Genomic DNA, 14,531 nt, shown 5'->3' with positions numbered 1-14,531 from the left:
GCGCGGCTCAAGCCGCCGGGAACTGCAGGGTGAAGGCCGTGCGTCCCGGCCGCGAATCGCAGCGGATCCTGCCGCCGAACGCCTTCATGACGTTGCGGCAGAACGCCAGCCCGATCCCGCCCGCATCGCCGCGCTTGGTGGTCCAGAACGGGTGGAACAGGCGGCGCTGCACCTGGCGCGGGATGCCCGGCCCGGTGTCCGTGACGATGATGCACGGGTGGGCGCCCTGCCGCCCGGTTTCGATCGTCACCTCGCCCTGCCCGGCCTGCTTGATCGCCTGCAGCGCGTTCTTCAGCAGGTTGAAGATCACGTTGACCAGCAGTGCCGGCGAGCCCCAGAACTCGAAGTCCTCGCCCAGCCGCACGTGCACGCGCTCGCGCTCGCCGGGGCCGTAGGGGTAGCGCTCGACGGCCTCCTCGATGCAGGCCACCGCGCTGGCGGTCACGAAGTCGCTCTCGTCGACCCGGCTCAGCCGCGAGGAGGCCACCATCAGGTCGACGATCATGTTGGAACGATCCACCTCCCGCGCGATGCGCGCGGGCAGGCGGACGACCTCCTCGATCGCCATCGTCGGCACCGTGGGGCACAGCCCGTGTTCGACGGCCAGCCGGTAGCCGGCCACCACCTCCTGCCAGTAACGGTCGACCGCCGCTGCGTGCAACCGGATCGTCGCCAGCGGCGTGCGCACCTCGTGGGCCACCGTGGCGATGACCACGTTGTTGTTCATCAGGTCGTACTTGAGGATCGCGACCAGGATGATGGCCAGGCTGGCCGCGTTGAACAGCACGCCGACCGGGTAGAAGTCGTAGCCGTAGTTGCAGAGGTAGTCGGTCGCCGCGAAGAAGTAGATGAACATGCTGGCGATGCACAGGCGCAGGCGCGCGCGCTGCAGCGGCGGGGCATGCGCCTGCTCGCGCACGTTCAGCCACAGCCCGCGCAGCACGACGATGGCGGTCTGCGCCACGTGCACCAGGTGCAGCGGACCGGCCTCGGGGTAGTAGCCCCATTCGTACCGGTAGTAGCCCGCGACGAACCAGTCGGTCGTCACCAGCGTGAGCGCCAGCAGGCCCGCCACGCCGTACGACACGCCGACCCAGCGCCGCTCGCTGCGCACCTCGGCGATCTCGGCGAGGAACTGGTAGAGCGCGGTCGGCAGGAACAGGATGAACAGGTAGCCGACCCGCACCAGCACCGACGCGACAGCCGCATCCTCGGTCTGGAACAGCACCGCCCAGGTGCCCTGCCACACCGCGGTGGTCAGGCACAGCAGCAGGAACGCGTCGGTCACGCGGCTGCGCCCGCGGTCCACGGCCACGTACAGGCCACAGGCGAGAAACAGGGCAGCCACGAGGGCAGGAAGGATGGAATACATCGGCGTGTTCGCGAGCGCGCAACGATGATGACAATGCCGGCGGACGGAAGCAAGCGCGGTCCGGGGCGCGGCGGCAGGCGGGCCACGCCCCTGCGACTTCTGCACGCCCCGCCGTGGTGCTCGCCTTGCCGCGGACGGCCCGGATGCGCCGGCGGGTCGTCGGACACCGAGTGTGACGCGGCGGATGGCCGGCGCAAGCCGGCAGGATTGCCAGGGTGTTGCGCTTCAGGGCCTGCCGTGCCAGGCACGGCACCGGGTCGTCACTCCCCGCTCGGCAGGGAATCGGCTGGCAGCGACGGCCCTGCGGGCGGCGCCGGATCCAGGCTGCGGATGCCGCTGTCGGGGGTGTACTCGCGGTAGTACCACTGGCCGTCGATGTTCACGACGCCGTCGGGCACCGCCGGCCGCATGACCGGGGTGTCGCGCAGTGCAAACCTCATGTAGTCCAGCCAGATCGGCAGGCTCGGTTTGCCGTGCGCATCGCGCTCGCCATGCGGGCGCGGCGGCTCGTCGCCCACCCAGGCCACGGCCACGACACCGGGCTGGAAGCCGGCGAACCAGGCATCGCCGCCGTCGCGGGTGCTGCCGGCATGGCCCTGCACGTCCGGCCGGTGCAGCCAGCGCCCTGCCCGGCCACCGAAGTTCATGCGGCTGGCCTCGTGCAGCAGCCTGGTGATCACGAATGCATTGCGCGCATCGATGACCCGTGCCGAGTCGCCCGGCAGCCGGGGCAAGGTCTCCTTCAGCACCCGTCCGTCCGCATCGGTGAGCCGGCGCACCAGCACCGGGCGGACCCGGTAGCCGCCATTGGCCAGCACGGCATGGGCCGAGGCCAGCTGCAGCGGCGTGATCGCCTCGGTGCCCGCGGTCATCGACGCACCGTCCGGCGGCGATGCCGGATCGAAGCCGAAGCGACGCAACCATGCCTGCACCTGGTCCGGTCCCAGCGCCTCGACAAGGCGCCGGGTCGTCTCCGGCTGCGCGGCGGCCAGCGCTTGGCGCAGCACCAGCGGCGCGACGTCGTTCCGCGCTTCGGGCACCGTCCCCTCCCCCTGCCCCGCGACCTCCGGTGCCCCGGGCCGCCATTCGACCACCGTGCTCGCGGTATGCCCCTGCTCGAGTGCTGCCGCATAGATGAAGGGCGCCAGGCTGGTGCCGGCCTCGCGCCCGCCCTGGGCGACCCGCTCCTCGGCACCGGGCCGCGGCGCAAAGCCGCCCACCCAGGCACGCACCGCACCGTCGCGCGGGTCGAGCGCCACCAGTGCCGCCTCCACGCGGGGCAGCTGGGTCAGCTGCCATGCACCGGCCTGCGACTGCCACACGCGCACGATCGCGCCGCGCCGCAGCGGTGTCGAGGTCGCTGCATGGGGGGCCAGCGCAAGCCCTGGCCCGCCCAGCGTCACCGTCGTGCCGTCGCGCAGCATGACCTGCAGGCGCCCGGGCTGCGCTTCCAGCACCACCGCGGCCAGCAGCTCGCCGCGGTCCGGATGCGCGCGCAGCGCCTCGGCCACCCGCTCGTCCACCGCCTCCGGATCGTCGGGCAGGCGCACTTCGCCTTCCGGGCCACGGTAGGGCCGGCCGCGTTCATGGGCCAGCACGGCCTCGCGCACCGCGCGGTAGGCCGCTTCCTGTTCGCTGGAGGTGACGGTCAGGTGCACGTTCAGCCCGCGCGTGTACGCCTCGCTGCCGTACTGCCGCACGACGATGCGACGCGCCGTCTCCGCCAGCGGGCGGGCATAGGGCGGCAGCTGCTCGCGCGCCCGGTAGTGCAGCGGCTCGGCACCTGCCGCGTCGCGCTGCTCGCGGGTGATGATGCCGTTGCGGTACATGCGCTCCAGCACCACCAGCTGCCTGGCCTTGGCGCGCTGCGGGTTGACCAGGGGATCGAGCCTCGACGGCGACTGCGGCAGGCCGGCCAGCAACGCCGCCTCGGCGAGCGTGACGTCCTGCAGGGGCTTGCCGAAGTAGATCTCGCTGGCCGCGGCAAAGCCGTAGGCCCGCTGCCCCAGGTAGATCTGGTTCATGTAGGTCTCGAGGATCTGCCGCTTGCCGAGCTGGCTCTCGATCTTCAGCGCCAGCATGGCTTCGTAGAGCTTGCGGGTGAAGGTCTTCTCGGTGGGCAGGTAGAAGTTGCGCGCCAGCTGCATCGTGATCGTCGAAGCCCCCTGGCTCAGCGGTGCCACGAGGTTGTGCAGGCTGGCACCCAGCACGCGCAGGAAGTCGATGCCGCCGTGCTGGTGGAAGCGCGCGTCCTCCACCGACAGCAGCGCGTCCTGCATCACCTGCGGGATCTCGTCGAGCGACAGGAAATGCCGGCGCTCCTCGCCATATTCGCCCAGCAGCACGCCATCGGCGGCATAGACCCGCATTGGCAGACGGGGCCGGTAGTCGGTAAGCTCGCCCAGGTCCGGGAGGTGGGGATAGGCCACGGCGTAGCAGATGCCGGCCAGCATCGTCGCCGAGGCCAGGAGTGCTGCACCGGCAGCCAGCCCCACCGAGACGACCCGCAGCACCCCGCGCATGCCGGCCGGCACGGCGTGCCACCATCGCCGCGCAGGACCGGTCGCTACGGAAGGCGGGGCACTCATGGCAGCTCGGACTGGAGGAATGCCGGCATTCTAGAGGGAGGCCCATGCACGCCTGGCCCGATGACCGCCCCGACGACATGCCCGTCATCGGTACGGCGTTGCCCTCCGTCCGGTTGCAGCTTGCAGCCCTGCACGCAATCCACGAAGCTCTGTGCGGACGCGACCGCCGGTGCCCTCCTTGTCAGGCAGCAGGGGTGCGCGTGCCGCGTCGCAGCAGGCGTGCATCGCAGAGAACCCTTCCCGAAGGCGTCATTGGCTTCACCCTTCCTTCGGGCGACCCGTCTCGAGGCCGGCTGCTCGTCCTCGAGGCAGCGCCGGTGTCGTTCCCGCGTCTTTTCCACAAGTCGTACTCACACCAAGGAGCCTTCCCATGACGCCAACCCATCCCAGCTTTCTCGACCAGCAGGTGGACCGCTTCTTCCGCAAGCGGTTCTTCGACCACCCGCGAAAGCCGGGACTGCCGTTCTGGTACAGCGTGGAACAGCCGGCGGGCGACAGCCTCTCGCTGCAGTCGAACGACTACCTGTCGCTGGCCGACCATCCCCACATCATCGAGGCAACCGTGCGCAGCCTGCGCGAGGAAGCCTCGGCCAGCGTGATGTCGCCGATCTTCGTGTTCCTGCGCGGTGCGGCCACCCCGTCCGCGCGCTTCGAGGAACGCCTGGCCAGCTACATGGGCATGGAAGCGGGCATCCTGTGCCAGTCGGGCTACGACGCCAACGTCGGCCTGCTGCAGGTCGTGGCCCAGCAGGGGCAGCCCGTCTACATCGACCAGTACGCGCACGCCTCGCTGTGGCAGGGCATCCACGCCGCCGAGGCGCAGGCCGTGCGCTTCCCGCACAACGACACCGAGGAGCTGCGCCAGCTGGTGGCCACCCACGGTCCCGGCGTGATCGTGGTCGACTCGGTCTACAGCACCAGCGGCAGCGTCTGTCCCCTGCTTGCGATGGTCGAGATCGCCGAGGCCACCGGCTGCGTGCTGGTGGTCGACGAGTCGCACTCGCTGGGCACCCACGGCGACCGCGGCGAGGGCCTGGTCCGCGCGCTGGGCCTATCGTCGCGGGTGCACTTCGTCACCGCCAGCCTGGCCAAGGCCTTCGCCTACCGGGCCGGCTTCATCGCCTGCAGCAAGCGCTACGTGGAGTACATCCGCTTCTCGTCGTTCCCGGCGATCTTCAGCTCGACGCTGCTGGAGCACGAGGTGGCCCGGCTCGACGCGACGCTGGACGTGATCGCCGGGGAGCCGCAGCGGCGCGAGCGGCTGTGGCACAACACGCGGCGCCTGCGCGAAGGCATCCGCGCGCTCGGCTACGACATCAGCAACGGCACAGAGCAGATCATCGGCATCCGCAGCGGCCCGGTGCTCAACGCGGTGGCGCTGCGCGACGCGCTGGAGCGCCGCGGGGTCTACGGCTCGCTGTTCTGGTACCCGGCCACCGAGTGGCGCAACGCCATCCTGCGGCTGACCGTCAACGCCCGGCTCAGCGACGCGGACATCGACCGCGTGCTGGAAGCGATGGAGTACGCCCTGCCCTACCTGCAGCCCGGCCGCGGCGCCGCCCGCACCGCCGCACCGGCGGCGTCCGCGCCGGTGCCGACGCTGCCTCAGGCGGCGGTCCTGGCCGCCTGATCGGCGGGAAAACGGGGGAACACCAGCTTCATGCTGGTCCCCCGCCGCGTGCTGGACTCGACCTCCAGGTTGCCGCCCAGGCTGCGCATCACGTCCTGGCAGAACGACAGCCCCAGCCCGCTGCCCAGGGCCGTGCTGCCCTGCCCGCGGTAGTAGCGCTGCAGCACGCGCGGCAGCTCGTGCTCGTCGATCCCGCGGCCGTTGTCCGCGACCACGAGCACGTGCGCCGCAGGACGGGTCTCGGTGGAGATGGTGATGCAGAAGCCCGGCAGGCCGCCGCCGTGGGTGTAGGCGTTCTTCATCAGGTTGAGCACCAGGTGCTCGAGCAGGATCTCCACGCCTTCGACGACGAAGTCGTCTGCCATCTGGATGCGCACCGCGCGACGCTGGTGTTCGTTGGCGTACGGATAGCGCTGCACGGCATTGCGCACCACCTGCGCGATGCTGACCGGCTGGTGCTGGTGCGCCTGCAGCCGCGTGGGTTGCACGCTGGCCAGCAGCATGTCGATGAACACGTGGGCACGGCGGGTTTCGCGCTGCAGCATCGGCAGGCGCTCGGCCAGGCGCTGCGGGGCGTGGGCGCAGGCATCGAGCTGCATCTCGATGGCCGACAGCGGCGTGCGCAGCTCGTGCGCGACGAAGCCGGCCACCGACAGCAGCGCCTCGGTGCGCCGGCGCTTGTGCTGGGCCACCGCGAGGTTCAGGATCAGCCCGCCGCCGAACGCGAACAGCATCACCGGCCAGGCGTCGACCATCACGTGCTGCGACAGGTCTGCGCCCGGGTGCCGCGCCAGGTGCAGCAGCAGCGCGGCGGCGCCACCGGCGATCACCATCACCGCCGCGAGCGCGGCCGGCGCCAGCACCACGGTGAACATCAGCGCGGTCAGGTAGCTGAGCGCCCATTGCGTGGTGTCGTTCTCCAGCGCCATGAACATGAAGAAGAACGGCAGCGCGAGCAGCAGCGTGCCGTGCCAGTACCACGGCCAGTAGCGCCGCAAGGGCTCCAGCCATGACCTCGGGGCCAGGAACGGCAGGAACAGCGCCGCCAGCGCCAGCCGCAGCGCGAGCGATTCGTAGGGTTGCGGCTCGAGGTACTTCCACACCACGTAGAACAGCGGGAACCCCAGCACGCCCATCAGGCCGACGCAGATCCGCGCCGGCCAGGCGTCGATCGCGCTGTCCAGCACCGCATCGAGCATCGGCGCGCCACTGGGCCGCTGGAAGCTGCCCATCATCGCCCGCAGGCGGGCGATCCACGCGTGAAACAGCGCCCCCGGCTTGCGTGTCCCCGGGGAGGAATAGGGCCCGGTCGACGCCAGCCGGCTCAACAGCGGCCTCCGCGCACGCTGTGCGGCGTCATGTGCCCCGGGGCGTCGACCCACGCGAGGCGGTAGGTCTGCGCGGGGGTGGAGACGGTCCGCAGCGGCGGCACCACGAAACCCTCGTAGCCACCGGCACGCGGCAGGCGCGACGGGTCGGACAGGTACAGCAGCGCGTCGCCGCGCGCATGCTGGCTGACCAGCGGCTCGAAGCGCGGCATGCTCTGCAGGATCTCGAGGGTGGACTCGCGCTCCTCGTTGGACTGCACGAGCAGGAAACGCCACTGCCCGCGCGCGGTGCGCACCAGGTAGCCGCCGGGCTCGGTGCAAAGGTAGTACTCTGCCACGTCGGCTTCGGCAAACAGCGCCAGCACGGCCTCGGCCACCGCGGGGTCGTGCTCGAAGGCGCCGAGGCGCTGCTGCAGCCCTTCGGCCAGCGGACGGGTCAGCTCGCGGAAATAGGCATGCTGCTGCACCGCGACCATGCGCGGCAACACGTCGGCGAGCCGGTCGGCCTTGCGCAGGAACTGGTGGATCAGGCGCTCGTTGAACGCCTCGACCGCCAGCCGTTCGTCGGCCGCGCCGGTCAGGAGGATGCGCCGGCAGGGATAGTTCAACAGCGCACGGCACAGCGTGAGCCCGTCGCCTTCGGGCATCGAGTAGTCGGCGATGACCAGCGCGATCTCGTCGTGGCGGCGCGGTTCGTGCGCGAGGCTCGTGACGCGCGAGGTGTCGATGGCCAGCAGGTGTTCGTGCGGGGCGGTGCTCTGGTCGGTGCTGCGCCGGATGAAGTTGCGGCTGACCGTCTTCGAGTGTTCCAGGACTTCCAGTGCCTCCTGGTGGCTGGAACAGGCGTAAACCTTGCGGTCGGCGGAGAGCAGCGAACCCAGAGCGTCGAGGTAGCCCTCGTCGTCATCGACCAGGAGCACGGCCGTCGTGTACCAGTACGGCAGCAGCTCGGGGGTGGGGTGGAACATCAGGTTCCTTCGTTACCTTCTCTGATAGTGCTCAGTGTCTTGTCCCGACACCGTGTGGGCGGCGCCGATGCCTCTCCTCTGCAGTACCCTCCTGCCATCGCCCGGGCCCGCAGGCCCGGACGGCAACCGGCCTAGTGTGGCGGCAGCTGCCGATCCGCGCAAGCGGGCGCGTCAGGACAGGAACGGTCGGAACTCCAAGGAAGTCACGCGGCGCGCAACCGACGCACCCGTCCCTCAGGCTGGCCTCGGATTCCAATTCACCGCCCCGGTGCTGTGAACTGTAGAAAGTGACAGGACGCAACAAAGTCCTGCATTGTCCTACTCCGGGCGCCACCACAGCCAGCATGCGACGCACGCCATCACGACGCACACGCCGGCCTGCACCCACAGCGGCAGCGGGAACCACCAGATCATCAGGCCGCTGCCGGTCATTGCCAGCGTCGCATACCACTTGGCACGGCGCGGCACCGCACCACGGTGTCGCCAATCCCGGATCGCCGGGCCGAAGCGGGCGTGGTCGAGCAGCCAGCGTTCCAGCGCGGGCCAGCCGCGGCTGCCGGCCCAGGCCGCCACCAGGATGAAAGGCACCGTCGGCAGCACGGGCACGAAGACCCCGATCGCTCCCGCGACCAGCGCCAGCACGGCCAGCAGGCGCCACAGCAGGGTCACCGTCGAACGCAGCATGGAGTCGGTTGTTGCAAGCGCACCGCAGGAGTCGGCATCCAGCCGCGAACGGTACCACGGCCCGGCGTGCCCGCCGGGTGCGAAGGGCCATCGCGGCAGGCGGGCAACGGATTGACATGCATCAAGACCCGGACGGCGGGACGCGGCCCGCGCGCAGGCGGCGCCGGAGCACGGCAGAATGCCGGATGCGGCCGAAAGCCGGAGAGAACGACACCGCCACGGCTGCCGTGGCCCCCTTCCCTCCCAGACCGATTCCGTGACCACCGTAACCCACATTGCCGTTCTCGACGACGAAGTCGACATCACCCAGCTGCTGGCCGGCTACCTGCACAGCCACGGCTTCCGGGTCAGCCAGCTCCACAGCGGGCGCGCGCTGATGGACCTGATGCGCGCCGATCCGCCGGAACTCGTGCTGCTGGACCTCGGGCTGCCGGGCGAGGACGGTTTCGTCATCGCCCGCCAGCTGCGCGAGCACTTCCACTGCGGGCTGGTGATCGTCACCGGCCGCGGCGACCCGGTGGACAAGGTGGTCGGGCTGGAGATCGGCGCCGACGACTACGTCACCAAGCCCTTTGACCTGCGCGAGCTGGTGGCCCGCATCAAGGCCGTGCTGAGGCGCCTCACCCCGCCGGCGCCACCGCCTGCCGTGCTCGCCGTGGCGCCCCCGGCCGAACGCACCCGGCTGCGCTTTGCCGGCTGGGAGCTGGACACCGCGGCGCGCCGCCTGCTGGCGCCCGACGGCAAGGAGGTGGTGCTGACCACCGGCGAGTTCGACCTGCTCGCGGTGTTCGCACGCCACCCCGGGCGCGTGCTGTCGCGCGACTTCCTGCTCGAGAACACCCGCGGGCGCGAAGCCGCGCCCTTCGACCGGACCGTCGACGTGCTGGTGGGCCGCCTGCGCAAGAAGCTCGGCACCGACGCCGGCGAGCAATCCTTCATCAAGTCCGTGCGCGGCGCCGGCTACCTGTTCGTGCCGGACGTGGAGCTCGTGTGATGCCTGGCGACCTTCCCCCCGGCTCGGTGCGACCCGACGTCGACCACCCGAGCGTCTTCCGCGCCCTGTTCAAGGCCTATCCCGACGCGCTGCTGCTGGTCGACGCGACCGGCCAGATCGTGATGGCCAACCCGATGGCCTCGGACCTGCTCGGCTACGCCCCGGACGAACTGGTCGGCCTGCCGGTCGAGGCCCTGGTGCCCGACGCGATCCGGCCGCGCCATGCGGCCTACCGCGCGGCCTACGGCGTCAACCCGCGGCCACGGCCCATGGGCACGCAGATGGAGCTGGTGGCCAAGCGCCGCGACGGCAGCGAGGTGATGGTCGAGATCGCGCTCAGCCCGCTGCACGGCGAGGGCCTGCCGTACGTGGTGGCCGCGATCCGCGGCATCGGCGCCTACCCGCGCGTCAAGCAGGCGTTGCAGCGCGCCCGCTACAGCGAACACGTGGCGCAGATGGGGCGGCTGGCGGTCGACACGCGCGACCCGCAGCTGCTGTTGCAGCAGGTGCCGGCGGTGGCCGTCAACGGCCTGGAAGCCGACCTGTGCGCGATCTTCCTGCTCGAGCCCGACCGGCTCGCGTTCCGCGTGGCCAGCGGCATCGGGCTGCTGGACGAGGAACATGTCGGGGCGCGCGTGCCCAACCTGCCTGACACGCCGCTCGGCTACGTGCTCAACGCCGGCCGGCCGGTGGTCATCGAGAACTATGCTGCCGAGCAGCGCTTCTCGGTGCCTGACGCCTACCTTCGCGCCGGCCTGGTGAGCGCGGTGGCGGTGCCGCTGTCCGACCGCGGCCGCGCCATCGGCGTGCTGACCGTGCGCTCGCGCCGCGCACAGACCTTCGGCGACGACGAGATCCGCTTCGTCGAGTCGCTCGCCAACCTGGTGGCCTCGACGCTGCAGCGCGCGCAAAGCGAGGAGGCGCTGCAGCACGCCCAGCGCCTGGAAAGCGTCGGCCAGCTGACCGGCGGCATCGCGCACGACTTCAACAACCTGCTGACCATCATCCAGGGCAACCTGCAAGTGCTGGAGGAACACCCCGCCGTCGAGGGCGACGCGTACGCGCAGCAGCTGGTGGCGGCTGCCGCGCGGGCCAGCCGGCGCGGCGCCGAGCTCACCGGCAAGCTGCTCGCCTTCTCGCGCCGCCAGGTGCTGCGGCCGTCGCGGGTGGACGTCGTGACGATGCTGCAGTCGCTGGCCGACATGCTGCGCCGCACCCTGGACCAGCGCGTGCGCATCGAGGTCGACGCGGCCCCCGACTGCCCGCCCTGCCTGGCCGACCCGGGCCAGCTGGAATCGGCGCTGCTCAACATCGCGATCAACGCGCGCGACGCGATGCCCGAGGGGGGCCTGATCTCGTTCAGCTGCCGCCCCTGCGAGACGCTGCCTGCGGCCGCTCTCAGCGACCTGGACACCGACGCCCCGCCGATGCATGCGTTCGTCGCCATCGCGATCAGCGACACCGGCACCGGCATGCCCGACGCGGTCAAGGAGCGCGCCTTCGAGCCCTTCTTCACCACCAAGGAGCCGGGCCGCGGCACGGGGCTGGGGTTGAGCACGGTGTACGGCTTCGTCAAGCAGTCGCACGGCGCCATCCTGATCGACAGCGCGCTGGGCGCGGGCACCACCGTGACGCTCTACATCCCGCGCTACCAGGAGCGCCAGGCCGCGGGCAGCGGGGACGAGAGCGGAGCCGGCCTGCTGCCGCCAGGACTGAAGGTGCTGCTGGTGGAGGACGAGCCGGAGGTGCGCGCCGTCGCGCAGGCCTTCCTGCAAGGACTGGGGTGCCGCGTGATCGCCTGTGCCAACGCCGAACAGGCGCTGGTGCGGCTGGGCACGGAACCCGAACTGGACGCGCTGCTCAGCGACGTCGCGCTCGGCCCCGGCATGCGCGGCACGGAGCTGGTGCGCCAGGTGCGCGCTCGCCGCCCGAAGCTGGCGGTGCTGCTGATGTCGGGCTACTCGTCGGAACTGGCGCAGGCCGACGTCAGCGACCCCGGCCTGCGTTGCGAGCTGCTGCCCAAACCGTTCACCAAGGCCGCGTTGGCCCAGGCGCTGGCGCGGGCCCTGGCGGCCGTGCGCGCAGGGTGATCACTGGAGCGTGCGCGAGGCCGCCGGTGCACCCAGGCTGCGCTGCACGAACTCGCGCAGCGCGTCGATGTCCGGGATCTGCAGTTCGCGGCGGCCGCGTTCGGCAAAGCGGATCACCTTCTCGCGCGCCAGGCGCGACATCGCGCGGCTGACGGTCTCCAGCTTCATGCCCAGGTAGTTGCCGATCTCGGCGCGGGTCAGGCGCAGCGTGATCTGGTCGGTGCGCAGGCCGCGTGCGGCGAGCGACTCGGCCCAGTAGCGCAGGAAGTCGGCCACGCGCGCATCGGCGGACAGCGTGCACAGCGACAGCAGCGAGTCACGGTCGCGGGTGATCTCGCGGCTCATCGCGGCGTGTACCAGCGCCAGCAGCTCGGGATGCTCGACACAGGCCTGCAGCAGCGTGTCGTAGCGGAACGACCACACCTCGGCCGTGTCCATCGCCACCGCGTCGCAGCCGTAGCGGCCGTTGGCGATGCCGTCGAAGCCCATCCAGTCGCCCTTGAAGTGGAAGCCGGCGACCTGCTCGCGACCGTCGGCCGAGTACGTGATGATCTTGAAGATGCCCGAATGCACCACGTGCAGGCAGCCGAAGCGCTCGCCCGCCTGGTAGATCGTGTCCCCGGCATGCACCAGGCGACGCTGGATCGGCAGGGTGTCCTGCAGCAGCTTCAACGCCTCGGCAATGTGTGCACCGGCCGTCTGGGGCGCCGCGCGATCGACATGCCGGGCCGTGTGCGGAACGCGGACAACGGCAGGGGTGGGGGCAGCAATCGAAAGCATGGTCATGGGCTCCTCTGGTTCGGTCACCGGACGTCGGGTCTCGCCTCGTCCGATGGCGTCACTCTAGGAAGCCACGGTCAACACCATGCCAATGCACGGGCTCGCTCGGTAACGCTGGGTAAACGGTTTGTATACGGTACGTGTCAACCCCTAGAGCGGCGAAACCGTTGACGGTTGTCAAAAAGAATGCCGGCCGCGCCGCTAGCCTACGCGGGACGAGCACTGCAGCAGTGCCGTTGCGTGTTTCCATGAATTCCAACCTCGACCACCGCCGTCCCGCGCCTTCCCTGCCCTTCACCACCGTCGACGGCAGGCGCCGGCTGCTGGACGCGGCCCAGGCGCTGTATCAGGCAGCCGATGCCGGGGCCCCCCAACGCCCCCTGCGGGGCAAGAACATCGCCCTGCTGAGCGAGTCGTACGATGCCGACGACACGCGCGACCTGATCCGGGCCGCCACCGAAGCGGGCGCGCAGGTCGCGCGCATCCGCCCCTCGGAAGCCGGGCTGCACGACCCCACGACGGCGCGCATGCTCGGGCGCCTGTACGACGCGATCCTGTGCGAAGGCATGCCGGCCGAGCTGGTGTGCACGCTGCGCCGCGAGACCGGCGTGCCGGTGCACGCCGACCTGTGCGACCTGCTGCCGGACCTGCAGGCCGAAGCCGACGCCGAGCCGGGCCTGCCCGGCTGCGCCGGCCGGACCTACCTGCTGCAGGCCCTGCTGGTCGACACGCTCGGCTGACAGCGCCGGGTGCGGGCCGGCCGGGCCCGCGGGTTCACGGCCTCACTGCGCGTCCTTGCGCCGCACCACCCCCGTGCGCCGGGCGTCGTCCTGGTAGTAGTACTCGATCTGGCCCTTGCGCCACACGCCCAGCCACAGCATGTTGGCGGCAATGGCGTCGTGGTCCTTGTCGCTGAACGGGCGCGCGTAGGTGGTCACCACGCCCTGGTAGGGCCGCTCGAGGGTCTCCAGCGCGCGCTTGAGCGCGTCGCCGGAGGTGTCACCCTTGGTCTGGAACAGCGCCCACAGCATCAGGTGCACCGCATCGTAGGTCTGCGCCGCGGCCATCAGCGAGCCGATGCGCGTCTCGTTCGAATGCTTGAAGTAGCGCGCCAGGAACGAGGCGCGCCGCTCGTTGTGGTTGTCCTGGATGATGGTCTGGACCATCATCGTGCCCTCCACGGCCGCCTGGCCGGCGTTCTCCAGCACGCTGCGGAACGACAGCGTCCACGGCGCGAAGAACGGCGCCGTGTAGCCCACTTCCAGCCGGCTGCGCACCGCCACGGCCTGCTCGGGGCCCACGGTGTAGGCCACGATCGCGTCCGCGCCCGCGTCGCGCGCCGCGCGCATCTGCGCGTGCAGCGAGGTCACCCCCAGCGGGAAACGCGCCACGTACACCGGCTTGAGGCCCCGCTTGGCAAGTTCGGCGCTCAGGTCCTGCAGCCCGCCCTCGCCGTACCCCGTCTCGTCGGCGAAGATGGCAACGCGCTGCAGCTTGCGGCGGTCGACGATCTCGGCGATCAGGAACTTCGCGTTCAGCAGGTCCGGCGGCGCGACGCGGAAGATGTAGCTCTGCGCCGGCGGGTACTTGGTGGTGACCGCCGTGCCCTGCGAGCACGGCACCATCAGCAGGTGCTTGTTGTCCTGGAACACGTCCAGCGCCTTCATCGCCACGCCGGTGTTGCAGTAGCCGATCGTGAAGGCGACCTTCTCCTTGAGCACCAGGTCCTCGGCGGCCTGGCGTCCGACGTCGGGCACCGCCTGGTCGTCGCGGATCACCAGTTCCAGCGGCCGTCCCAGGAAGCCGCCCACGGCATTGATCTCCTTGACCGCCAGCTCGGCGCCGAACCGGGCACTGTTGCCGAAGTCGCCGGAGCCGCCGGAAAACGGCCCGACCAGCCCGATGCGCAGAGGCTGGGGCTGCGCGTGGCCGGCCGCGGCACACCAGGACAACATCAGGGCCGCGCCCCACCGCAGGGCCCGTCGGGCTGCACTGTTCTTCATGTCCGGCTTCCCTCCATGGATGTTCGAGGCGGCCAAGGCTAGCGCGGGTGGAGGCGCTTGGCGATCCCGGAAAACCGGATGGACCGCTCGTTCC

At 70.7% G+C, this 14,531-nt stretch carries 11 protein-coding genes; 4 read left to right on the top strand and 7 right to left on the bottom strand.

From position 1 onward, the window contains the following. Window positions 1-7 precede the first annotated feature (7 nt). Together IS481_RS08895 and IS481_RS08890 are read right to left on the bottom strand one after the other, a co-directional pair. Window positions 8-1,372 carry a sensor histidine kinase gene (locus IS481_RS08895; RefSeq protein WP_104356766.1) on the bottom strand — a complete coding sequence of 455 codons (1,365 nt, stop codon included), beginning with the start codon at window positions 1,370-1,372 and terminating at the stop codon, window positions 8-10. 260 nt (window positions 1,373-1,632) lie between these two features. Next, a complete protein-coding gene (locus IS481_RS08890; RefSeq protein ID WP_104356767.1) occupies window positions 1,633-3,960 on the bottom strand; it encodes a penicillin-binding protein 1A in 2,328 nt (775 codons plus the stop codon). 370 nt (window positions 3,961-4,330) lie between these two features. Between IS481_RS08890 and cqsA the strand changes: the two genes are divergently transcribed. Next, window positions 4,331-5,590, top strand: a complete 1,260-nt coding sequence (gene cqsA / locus IS481_RS08885) for an alpha-hydroxyketone-type quorum-sensing autoinducer synthase (protein ID WP_104356768.1) — start codon at window positions 4,331-4,333, stop codon at window positions 5,588-5,590. On the opposite strand, the gene IS481_RS08880 is transcribed toward cqsA, so the two are convergent. From IS481_RS08880 to IS481_RS08870, 3 genes are all read right to left on the bottom strand, one after another. Then, window positions 5,566-6,918, bottom strand: a complete 1,353-nt coding sequence (locus IS481_RS08880) for a sensor histidine kinase (RefSeq protein WP_146079520.1) — start codon at window positions 6,916-6,918, stop codon at window positions 5,566-5,568. The two genes, cqsA and IS481_RS08880, sit on opposite strands and share 25 nt — an antisense overlap. Next, window positions 6,915-7,886: a response regulator gene (locus tag IS481_RS08875; RefSeq protein WP_104356770.1), complete on the bottom strand. Its 972-nt coding sequence runs from the start codon at window positions 7,884-7,886 to the stop codon at window positions 6,915-6,917. Before IS481_RS08875 ends, IS481_RS08880 begins: the two co-directional genes overlap by 4 nt. A gap of 318 nt (window positions 7,887-8,204) precedes the next feature. Continuing rightward, on the bottom strand, window positions 8,205-8,570 hold the full coding sequence (locus IS481_RS08870; protein ID WP_104356771.1) for a YbaN family protein: 366 nt from the start codon (window positions 8,568-8,570) through the stop codon (window positions 8,205-8,207). A 256-nt stretch (window positions 8,571-8,826) separates the two neighbouring features. Between IS481_RS08870 and IS481_RS08865 the strand changes: the two genes are divergently transcribed. Next, entirely contained in the window at window positions 8,827-9,564 is a 738-nt protein-coding gene (locus IS481_RS08865; RefSeq protein ID WP_104356772.1) for a winged helix-turn-helix domain-containing protein, read from the top strand. Further along, on the top strand, window positions 9,564-11,654 hold the full coding sequence (locus IS481_RS08860) for a GAF domain-containing protein (RefSeq protein WP_104356773.1): 2,091 nt from the start codon (window positions 9,564-9,566) through the stop codon (window positions 11,652-11,654). The genes IS481_RS08865 and IS481_RS08860 overlap by 1 nt, the downstream gene beginning before the upstream one ends. Here the strand turns inward: IS481_RS08860 and IS481_RS08855 are convergent, their stop codons facing one another. Next, window positions 11,655-12,326 carry a Crp/Fnr family transcriptional regulator gene (locus IS481_RS08855; RefSeq protein WP_232529511.1) on the bottom strand — a complete coding sequence of 224 codons (672 nt, stop codon included), beginning with the start codon at window positions 12,324-12,326 and terminating at the stop codon, window positions 11,655-11,657. It lies immediately after the preceding gene. A 356-nt stretch (window positions 12,327-12,682) separates the two neighbouring features. On the opposite strand from IS481_RS08855, the gene IS481_RS08850 reads away from it, so the two are divergent. After that, entirely contained in the window at window positions 12,683-13,174 is a 492-nt protein-coding gene (locus tag IS481_RS08850) for a Rossmann-fold NAD(P)-binding domain-containing protein (RefSeq protein ID WP_104356774.1), read from the top strand. A 42-nt stretch (window positions 13,175-13,216) separates the two neighbouring features. Here IS481_RS08850 and IS481_RS08845 read toward each other — a convergent pair whose 3' ends face one another. Continuing rightward, on the bottom strand, window positions 13,217-14,437 hold the full coding sequence (locus IS481_RS08845; RefSeq protein ID WP_104356775.1) for an ABC transporter substrate-binding protein: 1,221 nt from the start codon (window positions 14,435-14,437) through the stop codon (window positions 13,217-13,219). Window positions 14,438-14,531: the final 94 nt, after the last annotated feature.

Source organism: Caldimonas thermodepolymerans (assembly GCF_015476235.1).
GTDB lineage: Bacteria > Pseudomonadota > Gammaproteobacteria > Burkholderiales > Burkholderiaceae_C > Caldimonas > Caldimonas thermodepolymerans.
Note: the sequence above shows the minus strand (reverse complement) of the source record. Positions and strands in the feature narration are given on the sequence as shown.